The sequence below is a fragment of the Brachybacterium sp. B718/18 genome (assembly GCF_055454375.1).
The window spans coordinates 193533-215847 of record NZ_JBVDDO010000003.1 but is presented as its reverse complement, the minus strand read 5'-3'; the positions used below and the strand labels follow the sequence as shown (position 1 = coordinate 215847).

The window sequence follows — 22315 nt, the reverse complement described above, 5'->3', positions numbered from 1 at the left end:
CGCTGACCGCCGCGGGCCCCCGCCCCAGGCCCCGTTCCCTCAGACACCACCTCTTTTCCGATCGAGAGAAGGACACCTGTGCTCGACGTCAACACCTTCGATGAGCTGCGCATCGGTCTGGCTACCGCCGACGACATCCGCGGCTGGTCCCACGGCGAGGTCAAGAAGCCGGAGACCATCAACTACCGCACCCTGAAGCCCGAGATGGACGGCCTGTTCTGCGAGCGCATCTTCGGTCCCACCCGGGACTGGGAGTGCTACTGCGGCAAGTACAAGCGCGTCCGCTTCAAGGGCATCGTCTGCGAGCGCTGCGGCGTGGAGGTCACCAAGTCCTCCGTCCGCCGTGAGCGCATGGGCCACGTGGAGCTCGCCGCTCCCGTCACCCACATCTGGTACTTCAAGGGCGTGCCGAGCCGTCTCGGCTACCTGCTGGACCTCGCGCCGAAGGATCTCGAGAAGATCATCTACTTCGCCGCGTACATGATCACCGCGGTCGACGTGGACGCCCGTCACGAGGACCTCCCCGACCTCCAGGCGCGTTTCGACCTCGAGATCAAGGAGCTCGAGAACGAGCGCGACGCCGCCGTGAACCAGCGCGCCGTCTCCGCCGAGAAGGACCTCGCCCAGCTCGAGCAGGAGGGGGCCAAGGCCGACGCCAAGCGCAAGGTCCGCGACTCCGCCGAGCGCGAGCAGGCGCAGATCCGCAAGAAGTACGACGCGGAGATCGACCGCATCACCCGCGTGTGGGACCGCTTCAAGGGCCTCAAGGTCGCCGACCTCGAGGGTGACGAGCAGCTCTACCGCGCCATGAAGCTGCGCTACGGCACCTACTTCGAGGGCGGCATGGGCGCCGAGGCGATCCAGCGTCGTCTGCAGGACTTCGACCTGGACGCCGAGGCGGAGCTGCTGCGCGAGATCATCGCGACCGGCAAGGGGCAGAAGAAGGCCCGCGCCCTCAAGCGCCTCAAGGTCGTCTCGGCCTTCCGCACCACCACCAACTCGCCCGTCGGCATGGTGCTGGACGCCGTCCCGGTCATCCCCCCGGACCTGCGCCCGATGGTGCAGCTGGACGGCGGCCGTTTCGCGACGTCGGACCTCAACGATCTGTACCGTCGCGTGATCAACCGCAATAACCGCCTCAAGCGGCTGCTCGATCTCGGGGCCCCCGAGATCATCGTGAACAACGAGAAGCGCATGCTGCAGGAGTCGGTCGACTCGCTGTTCGACAACGGCCGGCGCGGCCGTCCGGTCACCGGCCCGGGCAACCGTCCGCTGAAGTCGCTCTCCGACATGCTCAAGGGCAAGCAGGGCCGCTTCCGCCAGAACCTGCTGGGCAAGCGTGTGGACTACTCTGCCCGCTCCGTCATCGTGAATGGCCCGCAGCTGAAGCTGCACCAGTGCGGTCTGCCCAAGGGCATGGCGCTCGAGCTGTTCAAGCCCTTCGTCATGAAGCGCCTGGTCGAGCTGAGCCACGCCCAGAACGTCAAGGCCGCCAAGCGCATGGTCGAGCGCGCCCGCCCCGAGGTCTGGGACGTGCTCGAGGAGGTCATCACCGAGCACCCGGTGCTGCTGAACCGTGCGCCGACCCTGCACCGCCTGGGCATCCAGGCCTTTGAGCCGCAGCTCGTCGAGGGCAAGGCCATCCATCTGCACCCGCTCGTCTGCGCCGCCTTCAACGCGGACTTCGACGGTGACCAGATGGCCGTGCACCTGCCCCTGTCGGCGGAGGCCCAGGCCGAGGCCCGCATCCTGATGCTGTCCTCGAACAACATCCTCAAGCCGTCGGACGGCCGTCCGGTGACCATGCCCGCACAGGACATGATCATCGGTCTGTACCACCTGACCACCGTGCGCGAGCAGGCGGCCGGCGCGGGCCGGGCGTTCGCCTCCGAGTCGGAGGCCATCATGGCCCACGACCGCGGCGAGCTGCACCTGAACGCCCCCGTCCGGATCCGCTTCACCGATGTGGTGCCGCCGAGCGACTGGGAGGCCCCCGAGGGCTGGAGCGAGGGCGACCCGATCACGCTCGAGACCACCCTGGGCACCGTCTACTTCAACGAGACCCTGCCGGAGGACTACCCCTTCGTGCAGGGCCAGGTCGGCAAGAAGCGCCTCGGCTCGATCGTCAACGCTCTCGCCGAGCGCTACGACAAGGGCCAGGTCGCCGCGTCCCTCGACGCGCTGAAGTCCTACGGCTTCTCGTGGTCGACCCGCTCCGGCGTGTCCTTCGCCCTCTCGGACGTCGTGACCCCGCCGAGCAAGGCGGAGATCATCGCGAAGTACGAGGCGAAGGCCGCCCAGGTGGAGGAGAACCGCGATCTGGGCCTGGTCTCCGAGGCTGAGCGCAACATGGAGCTCATCGACATCTGGACCGAGGCGACCAACGAGGTCGACAACGCGATGCGGGAGAACTTCGAGCGCTCCAACACCATCTTCCGGATGGTCGACTCGGGCGCCCGAGGCAACTGGATGCAGATCCGCCAGATCGCCGGTATGCGCGGCCTGGTGAACAACCCGAAGGGCGAGATCATCCCGCGCCCGATCCTCTCCAACTACAAGGAGGGGCTCTCGGTCCTGGAGTACTTCATCGCCTCGCACGGCTCCCGCAAGGGCCTCGCGGACACCGCGCTGAAGACCGCGCAGTCGGGCTACCTGACCCGTCGTCTGGTGGACGTCTCGCAGGACGTCATCGTCCGCGAGGACGACTGCGGCACCACCAAGGGCCTGACCCTGCCGGTGACCGTCGAGGAGGGCGGCGCCCTGGTGCCGGCCCCCAACGTCGACACCACGGTGCACGGCCGGATCCTGGCCACCGCCGTGATCGGCGAGGACGGCGCCGAGGTGTTCCCCGCGGGCACCGAGATCGGTGACGTGCAGCTCGAGGCGATGGTGGCCGCCAACGTGCGGACCGCCAAGATCCGCTCGGTGCTCACCTGCGACTCCGCCGTGGGCACCTGCGCCCGCTGCTACGGCCGTTCGCTGGCCACCGGCCAGCTGGTCGACATCGGCGAGGCCGTCGGCATCGTCGCGGCCCAGTCCATCGGTGAGCCCGGCACCCAGCTGACCATGCGTACCTTCCACTCCGGTGGTGTGGCGAGCGCGGACGGCGACATCACCCACGGTCTTCCCCGTGTCCAGGAGCTCTTCGAGGCCCGTACCCCGGCCGGCTTCGCGCCGATCTCCGAGGTCGCCGGTCGCGTCGAGATCGAGGAGAACGACAAGCAGCGCAAGATCACCGTGACCCCGGACGACGGCACCGACCCGGTCGCGTACACCGTCTCCAAGCGCGTGACGCTGCTGATCTCCGACGGCGAGTCGATCGAGGTCGGTCAGCAGCTCACCCAGGGCTCGGTCGATCCGAAGCAGGTGCTGCGCATCCTCGGCCCCCGTGCGGTGCAGCAGCACCTCGTGGACGAGGTCCAGAAGGTGTACGTCTCGCAGGGTGTGGAGATCCACGCGAAGCACATCGAGGTCATCGTGCGTCAGATGCTGCGTCGCGTGACGATCATCGAGTCCGGCGACACCGACCTGCTGCCCGGCGACTTCGCCGAGCGGGTCTCCTTCGAGCGCGAGAACCGTCGGGTGCTCTCCGAGCAGGGTCAGCCGGCGTCCGGCCGTCCCGAGCTCATGGGCATCACCAAGGCGTCGCTCGCGACCGAGTCGTGGCTCTCGGCGGCCTCCTTCCAGGAGACCACCCGCGTGCTCACCGAGGCCGCCCTGAACCGCAAGAGCGATCAGCTCATGGGGCTCAAGGAGAACGTCATCATCGGCAAGCTCATCCCCGCGGGGACCGGCCTGTCGCGGTTCCGCCACATCGCGGTGGAGCCGACCGACGAGGCCAAGGCGCAGATGTACCAGGTGCCCGGCTACGACGAGCTGGACTTCTCCGGCTTCGGCGGGACCGGCGCGGTCAACCTCGACGACATCGACTACTCGGATCCGTTCCGCACGGATTTCCGCTGAGCCGATGAGCGCGTGAGCGCCTGAGCCTCCCCGCCCGCGGGCGGGGGCGCGAGACGGACGCCGCGGTGCCTCCCTCCGGGGAGTGCGCCGCGGCGTCCGTCGTCGTATTCGGCAGTGGGCGGGCCGGCCGACGGCACGGCCGGCGGCGTGCGGGTCGGCCGACGGGACGGCCGACGGCAGGCGGCACGGCCGGCGGCGGCCTGGCCGGCGGGGGAGGGGCGGCGTGGTCCGCACCACGGGGCGTGGTGTCCGTTCCACCCGTTCCGTGAGCTGGCCGACCCGGAGGTTCACGAGAGGGTAAAGGCCTCGTGGCCGCTTGTCCAAGGTCGCGCCAGAGGCCTTACGTCCGCGCGCGGGGGACGCGAGCATGGTCATCGGCAGTTCCCCGCGGTCTTCCCCTGCGCCCCTCCGGGCGGCGCCCGCGCCACGGAGCTGCAGATCCCCCTTCGGGCCGGGATCCCAGCTCAGGAACGACATGACGACCGACGCGCCCGCGAGGCACAGGGAACAGGTGGAACAGTGAAGAAGACTCCGTGGATCATCGGCGCGGCGACCGTGGCCGTGCTCGCCGTCGGCGGTGGCGGCACCGCGTACGCGGTCTCCAACGAGGTCGCGGTCACCGTGTACGGCGAGCAGTCCTCCGTGCGCAGCTTCAGCCCGACCGTGGCCGAGCTCCTCGAGGCGCAGGGCATCACGGTGCAGTCGACGGACCTGGTCATGCCGGGGCTCGAGGAGAACGTCACCGACGGCATGGAGATCCAGGTCATCCAGCGCCACCCGGTCACCGTGACGGTGGACGGCGAGTCGCAGGAGCTGCTCACCACCGGCGACACCGTCGAGGACGTGCTGGCTGAGGTCGACTACAAGGCCGAGGGCGCTGCCGTCACCCCGGAGCCGACCACCGAGCTGAGCGCCGAAGGCACTGACATCTCGGTCGTCACCCGCAAGACCGTCACCTTCGTCGGCCAGTACGGCGAGGACACCTTCGAGGTCACCGCGCTGACCGTCGACGAGGCGATGAAGAAGGTCCTCGGGGACATCCAGGACTCCGACACCGCGTCCGTGCCGCGCGAGTCCCTCCTCGAGGACGGCGCCACCATCGAGGTGCACCGCACCCGCGTCGTCGAGCGCACCGAGACCGAGGAGATCGGCTTCGAATCCTCCACCGTCGAGGACGACGAGCTGCTCGAGGGCACGACCAAGACCACCACCGAGGGCAAGAAGGGCTCCAAGGAGGTCGTCTACCAGGACACCGTCGTCAACGGCGAGGTCACCGAGACCGAGAAGATCTCCGAGGAGATCACCGCCGAGCCGGTGGACGAGGTCGTCGCCAAGGGCACCAAGAAGGCGCCGGAGCCGGAGCCGGAGCCGGAGCAGCGCTCCTCGAGCTCCTCGAAGTCCACCCGCAGCTCGGAGCGCGACTCCAGCGAGGACGAGTCCGATGACAGCGGCTCGAGCGACGACTCCGATGACAGCGGCTCGAGCGACGACTCCGGCTCCTCGTCGGCGCCGACCGCTCCGTCCGGGTCCGTGTGGGATCGCCTCGCCCAGTGCGAGTCGGGCGGCAACTGGTCCATCAACACCGGCAACGGCTACTACGGCGGCCTGCAGTTCAGCGCCTCCACCTGGCGGGCGTACGGCGGCGGTCAGTACGCCTCCACGGCCGACCAGGCCTCCCGCTCCGAGCAGATCGCGATCGCCAAGAAGGTCCAGGCCAGCCAGGGCTGGGGCGCCTGGCCCTCCTGCACCAAGAAGCTCGGTATCCGCTGATCGACGTGCTGCGAGGTACGAGCGCGCCGTCCCCTCGGGGGCGGCGCGCTCGTCGCGTCCTAGGCACGTACAGTCCCCGTTCACCGGGGCGCAAATTTGCGGACACGGGGCGTCATGTGATCTGCGTCGGATGCCGGGGGAGGCTTTGACCGCGTACCACAGCCCTCAGTAGACTGTCGGGTGCGTCCGGAGTGCCCTCTGGTCGTGACCCGGGACGAGAGTCGCCGGCCCCTCGGGGCAGGTGAAGGGTGTCCCCCGCGAGGAGCGGATCCTCGCGGCGTGCCCGAATGTCGGAAGGCGGCCATGTCCGGCCCCTCTCGGCGGGCACCGATCACGGTTCTCCAGACGCCCGGCGGACGCCATCGTCCGACGGGCGGGTCGGAGCGCAGCGGTCCTCGGACATGGGGACGGCGCCTCGGGTCGCCGGCCGCGCGAGCGGTCGAAGAAGGTGATCCCCCGGTGCGAACAGCATCGAGGGTCGAAACAGGAAGAAGAGCTGTGCCCACTATTCAGCAGTTGGTGCGCAAGGGGCGGGACGTCAAGTCCTCCGCCTCGAAGACGCCCGCGCTCAAGGGTTCGCCCCAGCGTCGCGGTGTCTGCACGCGCGTCTACACCCAGACCCCCAAGAAGCCGAACTCGGCGCTGCGCAAGATCGCGCGTGTCCGTCTGTCGACCGGCATCGAGGTCACCGCCTACATCCCCGGTGTGGGCCACAACCTGCAGGAGCACTCCATCGTGCTCGTCCGCGGCGGTCGTGTGAAGGACCTCCCCGGTGTGCGCTACAAGATCGTGCGCGGCTCCCTCGACACGCAGGGCGTGAAGGGCCGCCAGCAGGCGCGCTCCCGCTACGGCGCGAAGAAGGAGAAGAAGTAATGCCTCGTAAGGGCCCCGCTCCCAAGCGCCAGCTCGTGGTCGACCCCGTCTACGGCTCGCCGATCGTCACCCAGCTCATCAACAAGATCCTCCTCGACGGCAAGAAGACCGTCGCCGAGAGCATCGTCTACGGCGCCCTCGAAGGTGCTCGTGAGAAGAACGGCCAGGATCCGGTCGTCACCCTGAAGAAGGCGCTGGACAACATCCGTCCGTCGCTCGAGGTCCGCTCCCGCCGCGTCGGCGGTGCGACCTACCAGGTGCCGATCGAGGTCAAGCCGAACCGTGCGACCACCCTCGCGCTGCGCTGGCTGGTCAGCTACTCCCGCGCTCGTCGCGAGAACACCATGACCGAGCGTCTGATGAACGAGATCCTCGACGCCAGCAATGGCCTCGGCGCCGCTGTGAAGCGACGCGAGGACACCCACAAGATGGCTGAGTCCAACCGGGCTTTCGCGCACTACCGCTGGTGAGGTCGAGCGGGGCCCCTCCTCGCGGAGGGGCCCCGCTCCCGCCTCCCTGGCACGTCGACCAGACTCCGTCCTTCAGAAAGGCACAAGCCCGTGGCACTCGCAGTGCTCAGCGACCTGAACAAGGTCCGCAACATCGGCATCATGGCCCACATCGATGCCGGCAAGACCACCACGACCGAGCGCATCCTCTTCTACACCGGCGTGAACTACAAGATGGGCGAGACCCACGACGGCGCCGGCACGATGGACTGGATGGAGCAGGAGAAGGAGCGCGGCATCACGATCACGTCGGCCGCGACGACCTGCTACTGGCACGACAACCAGATCAACATCATCGACACCCCGGGCCACGTGGACTTCACCGTCGAGGTGGAGCGCTCGCTGCGCGTGCTCGACGGCGCGGTCGCCGTGTTCGACGGCAAGGAGGGCGTGGAGCCTCAGTCGGAGACCGTCTGGCGCCAGGCGGACAAGTACGACGTGCCCCGCATCTGCTTCGTCAACAAGATGGACAAGCTTGGCGCTGACTTCTTCTTCACCGTCAAGACCATCGTCGAGCGCCTCGGCGCGAAGCCGCTGGTCATGCAGGTCCCGATCGGCGCGGAGAACGACTTCGCCGGTGTGGTCGACCTCGTCGAGATGAAGGCCTACGACTGGCCCGAGGTCCTCGAGGAGGATCTCCCCGCCATCAACGCGAAGAAGGGCGATGCCGCCCTCGGTCAGTGGCAGCGCGAGATCCCGATCCCCGAGGATCTCGCCGAGCTCGTCGAGGAGTACCGCTCCAAGCTCGTCGAGGACGTGGCCGAGAGCTCCGAGGAGCTCATGGACAAGTACCTCGAGGAGGGCGACCTCTCGATCGAGGACCTCAAGGCCGGCATCCGCGCGATGACCGTGTCCTCGCAGGCCTACCCCGTGTTCTGCGGCTCCGCCTTCAAGAACAAGGGCGTCCAGCCCATGCTCAACGGCGTCATCGACTACCTCCCCTCGCCGCTCGACGTGCCCGCCATGGTCGGTCACAAGCCGAACGACGAAGAGGTCGAGCTGACCCGTAAGCCCGACTGGAACGAGCCCTTCTCGGCGCTCGCGTTCAAGGTCGCCGCTCACCCGTTCTTCGGTGCGCTGACCTACGTGCGCGTGTACTCGGGCCAGGTCAAGACCGGCGAGCAGCTGCTTAACGCGACCACCGGCAAGAAGGAGCGCGTCGGCAAGCTGTTCCAGATGCACTCCAACAAGGAGAACCCGGTGGACGAGGCCTTCGCGGGCCACATCTACGCGTTCATCGGCCTCAAGGACACCACCACCGGTGACACCCTGGCCGATCCCAGCTCCCCGATCCAGCTGGAGTCCATGTCCTTCCCCGAGCCCGTGATCTCCGTGGCCATCGAGCCCAAGACCAAGGGCGACCAGGAGAAGCTCGGCGTGGCCATCCAGAAGCTCGCCAAGGAGGACCCGACCTTCCAGGTCGAGCTCGACGAGGAGACCGGGCAGACCGTCATCAAGGGCATGGGCGAGCTGCATCTCGACATCCTCGTGGACCGCATGCGCCGCGAGTTCAAGGTCGAGGCGAACATCGGCAAGCCCCAGGTGGCCTACCGCGAGACCATCAAGCGGACCGTGGAGAAGTACGACTTCACCCACAAGAAGCAGACCGGTGGCTCCGGCCAGTTCGCGAAGGTCCAGATCACCTTCGGCCCCCTCACCGACGCCGAGGAGGGTGTGTTCTACGAGTTCGAGAACAAGGTCACCGGCGGCCGCATCCCGCGCGAGTACATCCCGAGCGTGGACGCGGGCATCCAGGACGCCCTGCAGTCGGGCATCCTCGCCGGCTACCCGGTCGTGAACGTCAAGGCCGAGCTGATCGACGGCGCGTACCACGACGTCGACTCCTCGGAGATGGCGTTCAAGATCGCCGGCTCCATGGCGGCCAAGGAGGCCCTGCGCAAGGCGCAGCCCGTCCTCCTCGAGCCGCTCATGGACGTCGAGGTCCGTACTCCGGAGGAGTACATGGGAGATGTCATCGGCGACCTGAACTCGCGTCGCGGGCAGGTTCAGTCGATGGAGGACGCGAGCGGGGTCAAGATCGTCCGTGCTCTCGTCCCGCTGTCGGAGATGTTCGGGTACGTCGGCGACCTGCGGTCCAAGACCCAGGGTCGCGCGATGTACACGATGCAGTTCCACAGCTACGCGGAGGTCCCGTCCAACATCGCGGACGAGGTCATCGCGAAGACCCGGGGCGAGTGAGTCGTCGGGGAGCAGGTAGAGTCCTTCTCCTGCTCCCCCCGCTTCCGTCGGACCGTCGCCCCTCGGGGCGGCGCCCGATCCCGATCCAGAAGTACCACGAGAAGAAGTCCTAGGAGGACACCACCATGGCTAAGGCCAAGTTCGAGCGGACCAAGCCGCACGTCAACATCGGCACCATCGGTCACGTCGACCACGGCAAGACCACGCTGAGCGCCGCCATCTCGAAGGTTCTGTACGACAAGTACCCGGACGTCAACGAGAAGCGTGACTTCGACACGATCGACAACGCGCCCGAGGAGAAGCAGCGCGGCATCACGATCAACGTCTCGCACATCGAGTACGAGACCGAGAAGCGCCACTACGCGCACGTCGACGCCCCCGGCCACGCCGACTACGTCAAGAACATGATCACCGGCGCCGCTCAGATGGACGGCGCGATCCTCGTGGTCGCCGCCACCGACGGCCCGATGGCTCAGACCCGTGAGCACGTCCTCCTCGCGAAGCAGGTCGGCGTCCCCTACCTGCTCGCCGCTCTCAACAAGTCCGACATGGTCGACGACGAGGAGATCCTCGAGCTCGTCGAGATGGAGGTCCGCGAGATGCTCGGAGCCCAGGGCTTCGACGAGGACGCTCCCGTCATCCAGGTCTCCGCTCTCAAGGCCCTCGAGGGCGACGAGAAGTGGGTCAAGTCCGTGGAGGAGCTCATGGAAGCCGTGGACGAGAGCATCCCGGACCCGGTCCGCGATCTCGACCAGCCCTTCCTCATGCCCATCGAGGACGTCTTCACCATCCAGGGCCGCGGCACCGTGGTCACCGGCAAGGTCGACCGTGGAAAGCTCGCGATCAACTCCGAGGTCGAGATCCTCGGCATCCGCGAGCCGCAGAAGACCACGGTCACCGGTATCGAGATGTTCCACAAGCAGATGGACGAGGCGTGGGCCGGCGAGAACTGCGGTCTGCTGCTCCGTGGCACCAAGCGTGAGGACGTCGAGCGCGGCCAGGTCGTGGCCAAGCCCGGCACCATCACCCCGCACACCAACTTCGAGGCGCAGGTCTACATCCTGTCCAAGGACGAGGGCGGCCGTCACAACCCGTTCTACTCGAACTACCGTCCGCAGTTCTACTTCCGGACCACCGACGTCACCGGCGTCATCACGCTGCCCGAGGGCACCGAGATGGTCATGCCCGGCGACAACACCGAGATGACGGTCGAGCTGATCCAGCCGATCGCTATGGAGGAGGGCCTCGGCTTCGCCATCCGTGAGGGTGGCCGCACCGTGGGCTCCGGCCGCGTCACCAAGATCACCAAGTGATCGCGGCGGGGGAGACCCCGCGATGCTGACTGACAGCAGGACCCCGACCCGGGAGACCGGGTCGGGGTCCTCTGTTATTCCCCGGCTGTCCCGCCTCGGCCCCCGCGCCCCCCCGCCCGCGCGCCGCCGACCCGTCCACCCCACGCTCCCGACGGGCACGCCCACGTCGCCACCCGCCAAAGCCTCCGTCCACCCCACGCTCGCGACAGGCGCGCCTACGGCGCCACCCGCCAGAGCCTTCGTCCACCCCACGCTCCCGACGGGCGCGCCCACGTCGACACGGGACGCCGGTGATGCGAGCTGCAGATATCTGCAGCTCGCATCACAGAGCGCCGGTTGAGGATGCCGTGCCTGCGCTGAGCGGCGGGAGAGGTGGCGGGGGACGGCGGGAAGGAGTGCGGCGGGGAAGGTTGGCGGCGGGCGCGGCGGAAGCGGCCGGCGCACCGCAGGCATGACGACGCCCCGCCACCCGGGCCGAACGGGTCGGCGGGGGGTGACGGGGCGTCGGCAGAGCTCAGCCGCGGCGGAGAGGCCGGCTCAGCGCGGCGAGTCGGGATCCTCGCCCGAGGCCGTGTCCGCATCGGGCGTCTCGGTGGTCGATGCCCGGCGGGTGCCGTCGGTCGACCGGTCAGCCGGTGCGGTGCTCTCGCGCAGCGGTGTTCCGGCGGGCTGCCCGAACTGGGGGCGGCTCGGTGCCGTCGCGGCGGGGGCCGACGGCGCAGCAGTCGGTGCGGGCTGGCCGTACGACGGCGCGGTGCGCCGGAGCGCCGAGGGGGGAAGGGGAGCTGCCGGCCCGCCCTGCCCGAACGGGGTGTCCGACGAGACCGGGTAGCTTGCCTGCGGGGGAGTCGCATGCTGGTGTCCGGTCTGCGGACCCGCACCGTAGGGGCCGGCCCCGCCACGGGTGGAAGCAGGCGCGCCGCCGATCGAACCGGCCGCGCCGGCCTCGTGCGTTGCCGGTACGCCGACGGTGCCGCGCTGCGGGGCCGCCACGCCCTGCTCGGCGAGGATGCGGCGGGCCTCCCCGGAGTGCTTGTGCTCCACGAGCAGCTCGTACTGCATCGGGATGGTCGCGGTCATCGAGGTGAAGTCGCGCTTCCCACCGCTCATCGCGTAGCCGATCACCGACCACACGGTGAAGAAGACGATGCCCATGAGCACCGCCGAGATCACGACGCCGATGTTCCCGGGGCTGAGGAACATGAGGATGAGGCCGACGAACAGGCCCATCCACACCCCCGAGAGCACGCCCTGACCGATCACCCTGCCCCAGGTGCGCCGTCCGGTGACGCGCTCCATCAGTCGCAGATCGGTCCCGACGATGAGCGTGGACTGCACGGGGAACTGTCGATCCGCGAGCGTGTCGACGACCGACTGCACCTCGGAGTAGGTCGAGTACACGCCGAGCGAGTGGGGGTACTCGAGGTTGAACAGGCGGGCTGTGTGCGGGGAGACGGATCCGGAGGGCTGGCTCATGGGGCCAGGGTAGACCGCGGCGTTCCGCGTGACCTGCACGGGCGCCGGGCGTCGCCGGGGGATCCGCTGACCGACGGCTGGACGCGCGGCAAGGAGGTGCTCCGAATGCTCGGTCGGTGGATCGCGCCGGTCACGTCGCGTATATCGAACCGTGATCTTTCGGTGCGTGAAGACGACCGTTTAGGGGGCCGGACGAGCGTAATGTTGCGGCCACCAACGGCGAGGGCGCCGACCACGGGGCCCAGCCATGCCATCCCGAAGGAGTGCTGAAGCCATGGAAGAGCCCACGAAACTCACCGTACCGGAGACCCCGGCGGATCGTCTCGGCGCTTCGCGTCGCCTGTTCCTCGGCCTCGCCGGCGCCTCCGCCGGTGCCGCGGCCCTCAGCGCCTGCGCTGCCGGTGGGGGCGGCGGAGGAGAGGAGGGCGGCGGCGCCGTCCCCGAGGGAGGGGGAGACGTCAGCGACGACAACCCCTTCGGCATCGACACGGCGGGCACCGTCGACGTCGTCATCTTCAACGGAGGCTACGGCGATCAGTACGCGAAGGACGCCGGGGAGAAGTACAAGGAGCTCTACCCCGACTCCGACCCGCAGGTCTCCTCGACCGTCAACATCCAGCCGGACCTGCAGCCGCGCTTCATCGACGGCACCCCTCCGGATCTCTTCGACAACTCGGGCGCGCAGTCGATGAACGCCGGGGCGCTGATCTCCGAGGGCTCCCTCGCCGACATCACCGCGCTGCTCGAGGCGCCGTCCCTGGACGGGGAGGGAACCGTCGGAGACACCCTGCTGCCGGGGGCGCTGGACCCGGGCACGTACTCGGGCACGGTCTACGCCCTGAACTACGTCTACACCGTGTACGCCCTCTGGTACTCGGGGGCCCAGTTCGAGGAGAAGGGCTGGGCGCCACCCACCACCTGGGACGAGCTGATGACGATCGGCGAGGCCGCGAAGGGGGAGGGGCTCGCGCTCTTCCCGTGGGGCGGCCAGAACGCCTCCAACTACTACCAGGAGCTCGCCATCTCGATGGCGATCAAGGAGGGCGGCGACGAGGTCCGGACGAAGATCGACTCCCTGGCGGAGGACGCCTTCTCGCAGGACGCCGTGGTCGCCGCCTATGCCGCGATCGAGGAGGCGGTGACGGCCGGGTACTTCCTCTCGGGCGGTGCGAGCATCAAGCACACCGAGGCGCAGACCCAGTGGGTGACCGGCAAGGCGGTGATGTACCCGTCGGGCTCCTGGATCGAGAACGAGCAGCGGGACACCACTCCCGAGGGCTACCAGATGATGGCGTGCCCGGTGCCGCTGCTCTCCTCCGGCGCCGCCCTGCCGCTCGAGGCGATCCACGGCACCGCCGGCGAGCCGTTCTTCGTCCCGTCGAAGGCGGCGCACGGTGCCGGTGGGCTGGAGTTCCTGCGGGTCATGCTCTCCAAGGAGCAGGCGGAGAACTTCTCCTCGATGACCTCCTCGCCCACGATCGTCAAGGACACCATCCCGGACGACGCCTTCGGGTCCACGGCTCTCGCCTCCACCAACGAGATGATCAAGGCCGCCGGGGAGAACACCTTCCACTTCAACTTCCGCGACTGGTACGGACTCGGCCCCGACTCCGTCACGCTGTGGACGGAGTTCCTCAACGGCGACATCACCGCCGATCAGGCACGCGAGCGGGAGCAGGGTCTGATCGATGCCGTGCGCGAGGACGACAGCATCGACAAGTTCGACGTCGTCTGATGGCAGCTGTCCCCGTCGCCGGCCCGTCTGACCCCGTCCCGCCTGCTCTTCTTCGCCCTCTTCCTCGGCCTGCCGCTGCTGCTGTACGGCCTCTTCGTGGTGTGGCCGGTGCTGCAGGCCGTCGTCTTCTCCTTCACGGACTGGCGCGGCTACGCGGCCGCCCCGGAGTTCATCGGCCTGGACAACTACATCCGCCTCTTCCAGGACGACACCTTCCTGCGGGCCCTGCGCAACAACCTGATCCTGCTGGTCGCACTGCCCACCGTGGTCATCTCCCTGGCGTTCGCCCTGGCGGTGCTGGTCACCGTCGGCGGCGATTCGAAGGGCGAGATCCGCGGAGTGCGCGGCGCGAGCATCTATCGCGTCGTGAGCTTCTTCCCGTACGTGATCCCCGCGGTGGTCGTCGGCATCCTCTTCGCCTTCATCTACTCGCCCAACGGCGGACTGCTCAACGGCATGCTCGGACTGATCGGTCTCGACCACGGGATCGGCTGGCTCGGCGACCGACGCTTCGCCCTCGCGGCGATCGTCGCGGCCGTGGTCTGGTCGCTCGTCGGCTTCTACATGGTGCTCTTCGTCGCCGCGATCAAGGCCATCCCGTCCGAGGTGGTGGAGGCGGCGCGCCTCGACGGCTGCGGCCGGATCCGCCTCGCGGTGCAGATCATCCTGCCGATGGTGCGGGAGAACGTCTCCACCGCCGTGGTCTACATGGGCATCATGGCACTGGACATGTTCGTCTACATCAACGTCATGACCCCGAACGGCGGCACCGGCAAGTCGACCGAGGTGATCTCCCGTTACCTCTACGAGACCGCCTTCCAGAAGTCGCAGTTCGGGCTGGCCTCCGCGATGGGCGTGGTCCTCGCCCTCGTCACGATGCTGATGGCTGTGATCGTGCTCTTCGGCGTCGGTCGGAGGGGGGACGCATGAGCACCGCCCTCGAGCGTCGCGCCCCGCGCCGCACCGCCGGCGACCGGATCTTCGGCGCGGTCGCCCACGTGGTCCTCACCGTCTGGGCGCTGCTCGTGGTCCTGCCGCTGATCTGGACCGTGTACAGCTCCTTCAAGGGATCCCGGGAGATCCTCACCTCGCCCTTCGCCCTGCCGGAGCGGTGGCGGCTGGACAACTTCGTCACCGCCTGGCAGGAGGCCGGCATCGGCCGGTTCTTCGGCAACACGCTGATCGTCGTGGGCTCGGCACTGTTCCTGGTGATGCTGCTGGGTTCGATGTGCGCCTATGTGCTGGCGCGCTTCGAGTTCCCGGGCCGACGGGCGATCTACTACGCGCTCATCGCCGGGCTCACCTTCCCGCTGTTCCTCGCGGTGGTGCCGCTGTTCTTCGTGCTGCAGTCGATGGGGCTGCGGGGCACCTACCTGGGGCTGATCCTGTCCTATGCGGGCTTCGCGCTCCCGTTCACGGTGTTCTTCCTCTACGCGTTCTTCCGGCAGCTGCCCGAGGAGATCGCCGAGGCGGCCGCGATCGACGGCGCCGGGGACTTCCGCACCTTCTTCCAGGTGATGATCCCGATGGCGGGGCCCGGCCTCGCGAGCGTCACGATCTTCAATTTCCTGGGGCTGTGGAACCAGTTCCTCCTCCCGGTGGTGCTGAACTCCGACGAGGACAAGTACGTGCTCGCCCAGGGCCTGGTGAACCTCCAGGCCCAGCAGGGGTACCAATCGGACTGGGGCGCGATGTTCGCCTCCGTCACGATCACGATCCTGCCGGTGCTGATCGTCTACGTGATCTTCCAGCGCCAGCTGCAGGGCGGGATCGGGCCCTCGACGAACAAGTAGAGACAAGTAGGGACACGTAGGAACAAGTAGCGGCGATGAGCGGCGAGCAGAGGCACGTCGGGGGCGAGGACGGGCTCGGCGACAGGGCGGTCCGGGTGCATCCTGTGACGGGGTGCACCCGGGGTCCCCTTGTGAGCACCTTCCGATCTCTGGCAGACTGTTCGAGTTGTCTGCGCGGGCCGACATGCCCGGTTCCGTTCTCCGAGGTTCTTCCTCGGCGAATGATCACCGGATGAGGTCCGACCCGAGGATGCGAACGATGCCCATGCATCGAGCGCGCATCGTCAGAGGGATATGCGCAGTACACAGCCGGTCCACGGCGGCCTCCTGCTGGGCTCATGCGCCCCGCGGAGGGCGACACGCCCGTCCTCGGGTGTCGGGGGAGCGGCTGTATTCATGCCAGACGAAGAAGAGAGACAGGACGCCATGGCGGGACAGAAGATCCGCATCCGGCTCAAGTCGTACGACCACGAGGTGATCGACAGCTCGGCGCGCAAGATCGTCGACACGGTGACCTCCGCGGGCGCGACTGTGGTGGGCCCGGTGCCGCTGCCGACCGAGAAGAACGTGTTCGTCGTGATCCGGTCGCCCCACAAGTACAAGGACTCCCGTGAGCACTTCGAGATGCGCACGCACAAGCGACTGATCGACATCGTCGATCCCACGCCGAAGGCCGTGGACTCGCTCATGCGTCTCGACCTGCCGGCGGACGTCAACATCGAGATCAAGCTCTGAGGGTGGTGGAGATGAGCAACGAACTGACGGGCCAGAGCGCCCGACCCGTGTCCGGCGTGCTCGGCACCAAGCTCGGGATGACCCAGGTCTGGGACGAGAACGGCAAGCTCGTGCCGGTGACCGTCGTGCAGGCGGCCGGCAACGTCGTCACCCAGATCCGCTCCGTCGAGACCGACGGCTACGACGCGGTCCAGATCGCCTACGGGCAGATCGACCCCCGCAAGGTCTCGCAGCCGCTCAAGGGCCACTTCGAGAAGGCCGGCGTGACCCCGCGCCGTCACCTCGTCGAGCTGCGCACCCCGAACGCCGCGGAGTTCAGCCTCGGCCAGGAGATCGACGCCTCGATCTTCGAGGCCGGCCAGAAGGTCGACGTCGTCGGCACCTCCAAGGGCAAGGGCACCGCCGGTGTCATGAAGCGTCACGGCTTCGCCGGCGTCTCCGCCTCCCACGGTGCGCACCGCAACCACCGCAAGCCGGGCTCCATCGGCGGCGCGTCCACCCCGGGCCGCGTCTTCAAGGGCCTGCGCATGGCGGGTCGTATGGGCAACGCCCGTACCTCTGTCCAGAACCTGACCGTCCACGCGGTCGACGTCGAGAAGGGCCTCGTGCTCGTCAAGGGCGCCGTTCCCGGCCCCAAGGGCGGCCTCGTGCTCGTCCGCTCGGCGGCCAAGAGCCCCGTGAAGGAGGCCTGAGCCCGATGGCAGCCAACCTGACCGTCGACGTGCTCGATCCGGCCGGCAAGAAGTCCGGCTCCGTCGAGCTGCCCGCGTCGATCTTCGACGTGCAGACCAACGTCCCCCTGATCCACCAGGTCGTCGTCGCCCAGCAGGCGGCGGCCCGTCAGGGCACCCACCAGGCCAAGACCCGCGGCGAGGTCCGCGGCGGCGGCAAGAAGCCCTGGAAGCAGAAGGGCACCGGTCGTGCCCGTCAGGGCTCGCTGCGCGCCCCGCAGTTCACCGGCGGCGGCACGGTCCACGGCCCGGTGCCGCGCGACTACAGCCAGCGCACCCCCAAGAAGATGAAGGCCGCCGCGCTGCGCGGTGCCCTCTCCGATCGCGCCCGCAACGGTCGCGTGCACGTGGTCTCCTCGCTCCTCGCGGGCGACGCCCCGTCCACCAAGGCCGTCCGCGTGACCCTGTCCCACGTCTCCGACCGCCGGCACCTGCTGGTCGTCGTGTCCCGTGACGACGATCTGGGCGCGCTGAGCTCGCGCAACCTGCCGACCACCCACGTCCTGTACGCGGACCAGGTGAACACCTACGACGTCATGCTCTCCGACGACGTCGTGTTCACCGCCGGTGCGCTCGAGGACTTCGTGGCTCAGGCGACCCTGGCCCTGCCGACCTCGTCCTTCGCCGCCGCTCGCGCGGCGTCCGCCGCCCCGGCCCCGGCCCCGGCCGCTGCGGTGGAGGAGGGCCCCCACGGCGCGGGTTCCGCGGCCCCCCTGGCCGACGGCTCCGCTCCCGAGGGCTTCGACATCAAGGGCAACCAGGGCTCGAAGAAGTTCCACACCCCGGACTCCCCGTGGTACGGCCGTACCAAGGCCGAGGTCTGGTTCGCGACCGAGGAGGCCGCCAAGGCCGCCGGGTTCGTGAACGCTGTCAAGGAGTCCGCCTCGTCCGATGAGGAGGCCGCCAAGTGAGCGCGCTGAACAAGGATCCCCGCGACGTCCTGCTGGCCCCGGTCGTCTCCGAGAAGAGCTACGGACTGATGGACGAGGGCAAGTACACCTTCGTCGTCGCCGGCGATGCGAACAAGACCGAGATCAAGATCGCCGTCGAGAAGATCTTCGACGTCAAGGTGGCCTCGGTGAACACGATCAACCGTCAGGGCAAGGCGCGTCGCACGCGCTTCGGGATGGGCAAGCGCAAGGACACCAAGCGCGCCATCGTGACCCTGAACGACGGAGCCATCGACATCTTCGGAGGGTCGGTCGCCTGAGGCGGCCGACATCCGAAGAGCCGAAGAGAGTCTGAGGGAAACCCACATGGCAATTCGTAAGAGCAAGCCGACCACTCCCGGTCGTCGCGGCTCGAGTGGCTCCGACTTCGTCGAGGTCACCCGGTCCACGCCGGAGAAGTCCCTGGTGCGTCCGCTGTCCAAGAGCGGCGGCCGCAACAACAACGGCCGCATCACGTCCCGTCACCGGGGCGGCGGTCACAAGCGCGCCTACCGCGTGATCGACTTCCGTCGTCACGACAAGGACGGCGTGAACGCCAAGGTCGCGCACATCGAGTACGACCCCAACCGCACCGCGCGCATCGCGCTGCTGCACTACGCCGACGGCGAGAAGCGCTACATCCTCGCCCCGGCCAAGCTGCGTCAGGGCGACTGGATCGAGAACGGTCCTGCCGCGGACATCAAGCCCGGCAACAACCTGCCCCTGCGCAACATCCCGCTGGGCACCGTGATCCACGCGATCGAGCTCCGCCCGGGTGGCGGCGCGAAGATCGCGCGCTCGGCCGGCGCCTCCGTGCAGCTCGTCGCCAAGGAGGGCCCGTACGCCCAGCTGCGTATGCCCTCCGGCGAGATCCGCAACGTCGACGCCCGCTGCCGCGCCACCATCGGCGAGGTCGGCAACGCCGAGCAGTCCAACATCAACTGGGGCAAGGCCGGCCGCATGCGCTGGAAGGGCAAGCGCCCCCACGTCCGTGGCGTGGTCATGAACCCGGTCGACCACCCGCACGGTGGTGGCGAGGGCCGCACCTCCGGTGGTCGTCATCCGGTGTCGCCCTGGGGTCAGCCCGAGGGCCGTACCCGAAAGCCGGGCAAGGAGAGCGACAAGCTCATCGTGCGCCGTCGTCGGACCGGCAAGAAGCGCTGATAGGGAGAATCACCAATGCCTCGCAGTATCGCCAAGGGCCCGTTCGTCGACGATCACCTTCAGAAGAAGGTGGACGCTCAGAACGAAAAGGGCACCAAGAACCTGATCAAGACCTGGTCGCGTCGTTCGGTCATCACCCCGGACTTCCTCGGCCACACCTTCGCAGTGCACGACGGTCGGAAGCACGTCACGGTGTTCGTCACCGAGTCGATGGTCGGCCACAAGCTCGGCGAGTTCGCGCCCACGCGGACTTTCAAGGGCCACGAGAAGGACGACAAGAAGGGCCGTCGTCGCTGACCTCCGGTCAGCAGCGACTGCGCTTCTCGAATTCGAGAGAAAGCAGGAAGCAATGGAAGCCAAGGCGCAGGTGCGGTACCTCCGCATGTCGCCCATGAAGGCTCGCCGCGTTGTCGACCTGATTCGTGGCAAGAGCACGGCCGAGGCCCTGGACACCCTGCGGTTCGCTCCGCAGGCCGCCAGCGAGCCCGTCCTCAAGCTCGTCGAGTCCGCGATCGCCAACGCGCGGGTGAAGGCAGACCAGGCGGGGGAGCGCTTCGACGAGCGCGAGCTCGTCGTGTCCGCCGCCTATGTCGATGAGGGTCCGACCATGAAGCGGTTCCAGCCGCGAGCTCAGGGTCGTGCCTTCCAGATCAAGAAGCGCACCAGCCACGTCACCGTGGTGGTCGCTCCCGTGAACAAGTAAGGAGCCAAGCGAATGGGCCAGAAGGTCAATCCGAACGGGTTCCGCCTCGGGATCACCACGGAGCACAGCAGCCGGTGGTTCGCCGATTCCACCAAGGAGGGGCAGCGGTACCGCGACTACGTGAAGGAAGACGTCGCGATCCGCAAGCTCATGTCCGAGGGTCTCGAGCGGGCCGGCATCTCCAAGGTCGAGATCGAGCGCACCCGTGATCGTGTCCGCGTGGACCTGCACACCGCCCGCCCGGGCATCGTGATCGGTCGCCGCGGCGCGGAGGCCGAGCGCCTCCGCGGTGAGCTCGAGAAGCTCACCGGCAAGCAGATCCAGCTGAACATCCTCGAGGTCAAGAACCCCGAGGCCGACGCCCAGCTCGTGGCGCAGGGCATCGCCGAGCAGCTCGCTGCTCGCGTGTCCTTCCGCCGCGCGATGCGCAAGAGCATGCAGTCCGCTCAGCGCGCCGGCGCCAAGGGCATCCGCGTGGCGGTCTCCGGCCGCCTCGGCGGCGCCGAGATGAGCCGTAACGAGTTCTACCGCGAGGGGCGCGTGCCGCTGCACACCCTCCGCGCGAACATCGACTACGGCTTCCACGAGGCCCGCACCGCCTTCGGCCGCATCGGCGTGAAGGTGTGGATCTACAACGGCGACGTCACCGCCAAGGAGCTCGCGGCCCAGGCCGCGGCGTCGCAGGGTCAGGGTCCGCGCGGCGGACGCGGTCCCCGCGCCGAGCGCCCCCGCGGCCGTCGTAACGAGCGCAACGCCGGCGCCCGTCGGGAGAGCACTGAGGCTGCAGCGCAGTCCACCGCTCCCGCCGAGCAGGCGGAGGCTCCCGCACAGCAGTCCGGAACGGAGGCCTGAGCGACATGCTGATCCCTCGCAGGACCAAGCACCGCAAGCAGCACCACCCGACCCGCAGCGGCATGGCCAAGGGCGGCACCGATCTCGCGTTCGGCGACTACGGCATCCAGGCGCTCGCGCCGGCCTACGTCACCAACCGCCAGATCGAGGCGGCTCGTATCGCCATGACCCGCTACATGAAGCGTGGCGGCAAGGTGTACATCAACATCTACCCCGATCGTCCGCTCACCAAGAAGCCTGCCGAGGTCCGCATGGGCTCCGGTAAGGGTTCGGTCGAGTGGTGGATCGCCAACATCAAGCCGGGACGGGTCATGTTCGAGATCGCCGGCGTCGACGAGGAGGTTGCTCGCGAGGCCCTGCGCCTGGCGATGCACAAGCTCCCCATGAAGTGCCGCATTCTGAGCCGAGAGGGTGGTGACATCTGATGGCAGCGACCAAGCTCACCGCCGATGAACTCGACAAGCTGGACGACGCCAAGCTGGCCGAGGAGCTGGCGAAGGCCAAGGACGAGCTGTTCAAGCTTCGTTTCCAGTCCGCCACCGGTCAGCTCGAGAGCTCCGGCCGCCTGCGGTCCGTCAAGAAGGACATCGCGCGGATCTACACGATCCTGCGCGAGCGCGAGCTGGGCATCCGCCAGGCCCCCGGCTCCGCCGAGTGACCGCGAAGCGAGGAACAGAGATGACTGAGAACACCCCTGAGGTCGAGGAGCTCCAGAAGGACGGCGCCCACGCCTCCTCCCACGAGCGCCCCTACCGCAAGACGATCCGCGGCTACGTGGTCTCCGACAAGATGGACAAGACCATCGTCGTCGAGGTCGAGGAGCGTGTGAAGCACGCTCGTTACGGCAAGGTCACGACCAAGACCAGCAAGTTCAAGGCTCACGACGAGGAGAACACGGCCGGCATCGGCGACCGCGTGCTCCTCATGGAGACCCGCCCGCTGTCCGCCTCGAAGCGGTGGCGCCTGGTGGAGATCATCGAGAAGGCCAAGTGATCCGACGGTCGTCCTGACGACCGACTGATCGCCACGACGGGCCGGTCCGTTCCCTGCGGGGGAGGGACCGGTCCGTCGGCGTTTCCGGGATGCCCGGCGTGGCGTGTCCTGTGTCGCGTGCGGCTCTCAGGTGGAGAGCGTCACCAGCAGCGCCCCGGCCAGGGCGTCCTCCGCGCGGGGGGCTGGGATCGTCCGCTCCTCCCCGCCGGGCAGGCGCACATCGACCGCGAAGCCGCCGTCGTCGGCCCGGCGCAGGGCGCGGAAGGCGGAGCCGAGGGCGGAGCGCAGCTGGTCCTCGCGGGGGAGCCACACCGCCTCGTGCTGCTCGACCGAGTCGAGAGCCCATTCGGTGGTGCCGTTGAACCGCAGCACCGCGGTGCCGGTGCGGCCGCGGGCGCGCTCGACCACCATCGAGGCGAGGAGGAAGGACTCTTCGCGGAGGTCCTCGGTGTCCAGGGCGAAGCGGTCCCCGTCCTCGGGCTCCCAGGGCAGGCCCGCTTCGCGGAGGCGGAGGGCGACGTCGATGTCGATCATGCGGAGAGTCTAGGCGCTCGGGCGGTGGGAGCCGTGGACGCCG

Annotated in this window: 22 protein-coding genes; 20 read left to right on the top strand and 2 right to left on the bottom strand. The window is 68.4% G+C overall.

Annotated elements, in window-relative coordinates:
* The first annotated feature begins 78 nt into the window (after nt 1-78).
* The 6 genes from ACZCAH_RS07335 to tuf all read left to right on the top strand — a co-directional run bounded on the left by ACZCAH_RS07335 (nt 79) and on the right by tuf (nt 10627).
* Nucleotides 79-3963: a DNA-directed RNA polymerase subunit beta' gene (locus ACZCAH_RS07335; RefSeq protein WP_464340444.1), complete on the top strand. Its 3885-nt coding sequence runs from the start codon at nt 79-81 to the stop codon at nt 3961-3963.
* 519 nt (nt 3964-4482) lie between these two features.
* A complete protein-coding gene (locus tag ACZCAH_RS07330) occupies nt 4483-5733 on the top strand; it encodes a transglycosylase family protein (RefSeq protein WP_464340443.1) in 1251 nt (416 codons plus the stop codon).
* Between the two features lie 498 nt (nt 5734-6231).
* The gene (rpsL, locus tag ACZCAH_RS07325) at nt 6232-6606 is read left to right on the top strand and encodes a 30S ribosomal protein S12 (RefSeq protein ID WP_329749000.1); all 375 of its coding nucleotides are present in this window, start codon (nt 6232-6234) and stop codon (nt 6604-6606) included.
* A complete protein-coding gene (rpsG, locus tag ACZCAH_RS07320; RefSeq protein WP_329747456.1) occupies nt 6606-7076 on the top strand; it encodes a 30S ribosomal protein S7 in 471 nt (156 codons plus the stop codon). The genes rpsL and rpsG overlap by 1 nt, the downstream gene beginning before the upstream one ends.
* Nucleotides 7077-7166: 90 nt before the next feature.
* The gene (fusA, locus tag ACZCAH_RS07315; RefSeq protein WP_464340442.1) at nt 7167-9314 is read left to right on the top strand and encodes an elongation factor G; all 2148 of its coding nucleotides are present in this window, start codon (nt 7167-7169) and stop codon (nt 9312-9314) included.
* 125 nt (nt 9315-9439) lie between these two features.
* Complete coding sequence (tuf, locus tag ACZCAH_RS07310; RefSeq protein WP_464340441.1) at nt 9440-10627, top strand: elongation factor Tu; 1188 nt, start codon at nt 9440-9442, stop codon at nt 10625-10627.
* Nucleotides 10628-11164: 537 nt separating this feature from the next.
* Here tuf and ACZCAH_RS07305 read toward each other — a convergent pair.
* Complete coding sequence (locus tag ACZCAH_RS07305) at nt 11165-12103, bottom strand: YflT domain-containing protein (protein ID WP_464340440.1); 939 nt, start codon at nt 12101-12103, stop codon at nt 11165-11167.
* Nucleotides 12104-12377: 274 nt separating this feature from the next.
* Here ACZCAH_RS07305 and ngcE point away from each other — a divergent pair, with 274 nt between their 5' ends.
* The 14 genes from ngcE to rpsQ all read left to right on the top strand — a co-directional run bounded on the left by ngcE (nt 12378) and on the right by rpsQ (nt 21738).
* Complete coding sequence (gene ngcE, locus ACZCAH_RS07300) at nt 12378-13838, top strand: N-acetylglucosamine/diacetylchitobiose ABC transporter substrate-binding protein (protein WP_464340439.1); 1461 nt, start codon at nt 12378-12380, stop codon at nt 13836-13838.
* Between the two features lie 96 nt (nt 13839-13934).
* On the top strand, nt 13935-14768 hold the full coding sequence (locus tag ACZCAH_RS07295; RefSeq protein WP_464340438.1) for a carbohydrate ABC transporter permease: 834 nt from the start codon (nt 13935-13937) through the stop codon (nt 14766-14768).
* On the top strand, nt 14765-15631 hold the full coding sequence (locus ACZCAH_RS07290) for a carbohydrate ABC transporter permease (protein WP_464340437.1): 867 nt from the start codon (nt 14765-14767) through the stop codon (nt 15629-15631). The genes ACZCAH_RS07295 and ACZCAH_RS07290 overlap by 4 nt, the downstream gene beginning before the upstream one ends.
* A gap of 426 nt (nt 15632-16057) precedes the next feature.
* Nucleotides 16058-16366 carry a 30S ribosomal protein S10 gene (gene rpsJ, locus ACZCAH_RS07285; protein WP_010550334.1) on the top strand — a complete coding sequence of 103 codons (309 nt, stop codon included), beginning with the start codon at nt 16058-16060 and terminating at the stop codon, nt 16364-16366.
* Between the two features lie 11 nt (nt 16367-16377).
* Nucleotides 16378-17058, top strand: a complete 681-nt coding sequence (rplC, locus tag ACZCAH_RS07280; RefSeq protein WP_464340436.1) for a 50S ribosomal protein L3 — start codon at nt 16378-16380, stop codon at nt 17056-17058.
* Between the two features lie 5 nt (nt 17059-17063).
* Complete coding sequence (rplD, locus tag ACZCAH_RS07275) at nt 17064-18008, top strand: 50S ribosomal protein L4, sunset domain variant (RefSeq protein ID WP_464340435.1); 945 nt, start codon at nt 17064-17066, stop codon at nt 18006-18008.
* Nucleotides 18005-18307 (top strand): 50S ribosomal protein L23, encoded by a 303-nt coding sequence (gene rplW, locus ACZCAH_RS07270; RefSeq protein WP_464340434.1) that lies wholly within the window; start codon nt 18005-18007, stop codon nt 18305-18307. Before rplD ends, rplW begins: the two co-directional genes overlap by 4 nt.
* A 46-nt stretch (nt 18308-18353) precedes the next feature.
* Nucleotides 18354-19190, top strand: coding sequence for a 50S ribosomal protein L2 (rplB, locus tag ACZCAH_RS07265; protein WP_329747466.1), 837 nt, complete (start codon nt 18354-18356; stop codon nt 19188-19190).
* Nucleotides 19191-19205: 15 nt separating this feature from the next.
* Nucleotides 19206-19487, top strand: a complete 282-nt coding sequence (gene rpsS, locus ACZCAH_RS07260; protein ID WP_010532528.1) for a 30S ribosomal protein S19 — start codon at nt 19206-19208, stop codon at nt 19485-19487.
* 52 nt (nt 19488-19539) lie between these two features.
* Nucleotides 19540-19893 (top strand): 50S ribosomal protein L22, encoded by a 354-nt coding sequence (rplV, locus tag ACZCAH_RS07255; protein ID WP_184324232.1) that lies wholly within the window; start codon nt 19540-19542, stop codon nt 19891-19893.
* A gap of 12 nt (nt 19894-19905) precedes the next feature.
* A complete protein-coding gene (gene rpsC, locus ACZCAH_RS07250; RefSeq protein ID WP_464340433.1) occupies nt 19906-20745 on the top strand; it encodes a 30S ribosomal protein S3 in 840 nt (279 codons plus the stop codon).
* 5 nt (nt 20746-20750) lie between these two features.
* On the top strand, nt 20751-21170 hold the full coding sequence (gene rplP / locus ACZCAH_RS07245) for a 50S ribosomal protein L16 (protein ID WP_329747468.1): 420 nt from the start codon (nt 20751-20753) through the stop codon (nt 21168-21170).
* On the top strand, nt 21170-21403 hold the full coding sequence (rpmC, locus tag ACZCAH_RS07240; protein WP_329747469.1) for a 50S ribosomal protein L29: 234 nt from the start codon (nt 21170-21172) through the stop codon (nt 21401-21403). Before rplP ends, rpmC begins: the two co-directional genes overlap by 1 nt.
* 20 nt (nt 21404-21423) lie before the next feature.
* Complete coding sequence (rpsQ, locus tag ACZCAH_RS07235) at nt 21424-21738, top strand: 30S ribosomal protein S17 (protein ID WP_464340432.1); 315 nt, start codon at nt 21424-21426, stop codon at nt 21736-21738.
* Nucleotides 21739-21864: 126 nt separating this feature from the next.
* Here rpsQ and ACZCAH_RS07230 read toward each other — a convergent pair whose 3' ends face one another.
* A complete protein-coding gene (locus tag ACZCAH_RS07230) occupies nt 21865-22272 on the bottom strand; it encodes a hypothetical protein (RefSeq protein ID WP_464340431.1) in 408 nt (135 codons plus the stop codon).
* Nucleotides 22273-22315 lie beyond the last annotated feature (43 nt).

Coding starts and splice junctions, on each gene's coding strand:
- rpsC (WP_464340433.1), top strand. CDS start 19,906: ATGGGCCAGAAGGTCAATCCGAACGGGTTCCGCCTCGGGATCACCACG.
- rplD (WP_464340435.1), top strand. CDS start 17,064: ATGGCAGCCAACCTGACCGTCGACGTGCTCGATCCGGCCGGCAAGAAG.
- rpsS (WP_010532528.1), top strand. CDS start 19,206: ATGCCTCGCAGTATCGCCAAGGGCCCGTTCGTCGACGATCACCTTCAG.
- ngcE (WP_464340439.1), top strand. CDS start 12,378: ATGGAAGAGCCCACGAAACTCACCGTACCGGAGACCCCGGCGGATCGT.
- ACZCAH_RS07290 (WP_464340437.1), top strand. CDS start 14,765: ATGAGCACCGCCCTCGAGCGTCGCGCCCCGCGCCGCACCGCCGGCGAC.
- rpsG (WP_329747456.1), top strand. CDS start 6,606: ATGCCTCGTAAGGGCCCCGCTCCCAAGCGCCAGCTCGTGGTCGACCCC.
- rpmC (WP_329747469.1), top strand. CDS start 21,170: ATGGCAGCGACCAAGCTCACCGCCGATGAACTCGACAAGCTGGACGAC.
- rplB (WP_329747466.1), top strand. CDS start 18,354: ATGGCAATTCGTAAGAGCAAGCCGACCACTCCCGGTCGTCGCGGCTCG.
- ACZCAH_RS07230 (WP_464340431.1), bottom strand. CDS start 22,272: ATGATCGACATCGACGTCGCCCTCCGCCTCCGCGAAGCGGGCCTGCCC.
- rplC (WP_464340436.1), top strand. CDS start 16,378: ATGAGCAACGAACTGACGGGCCAGAGCGCCCGACCCGTGTCCGGCGTG.
- rpsJ (WP_010550334.1), top strand. CDS start 16,058: ATGGCGGGACAGAAGATCCGCATCCGGCTCAAGTCGTACGACCACGAG.
- rpsQ (WP_464340432.1), top strand. CDS start 21,424: ATGACTGAGAACACCCCTGAGGTCGAGGAGCTCCAGAAGGACGGCGCC.
- rplV (WP_184324232.1), top strand. CDS start 19,540: ATGGAAGCCAAGGCGCAGGTGCGGTACCTCCGCATGTCGCCCATGAAG.
- ACZCAH_RS07305 (WP_464340440.1), bottom strand. CDS start 12,103: ATGAGCCAGCCCTCCGGATCCGTCTCCCCGCACACAGCCCGCCTGTTC.
- tuf (WP_464340441.1), top strand. CDS start 9,440: ATGGCTAAGGCCAAGTTCGAGCGGACCAAGCCGCACGTCAACATCGGC.
- rplP (WP_329747468.1), top strand. CDS start 20,751: ATGCTGATCCCTCGCAGGACCAAGCACCGCAAGCAGCACCACCCGACC.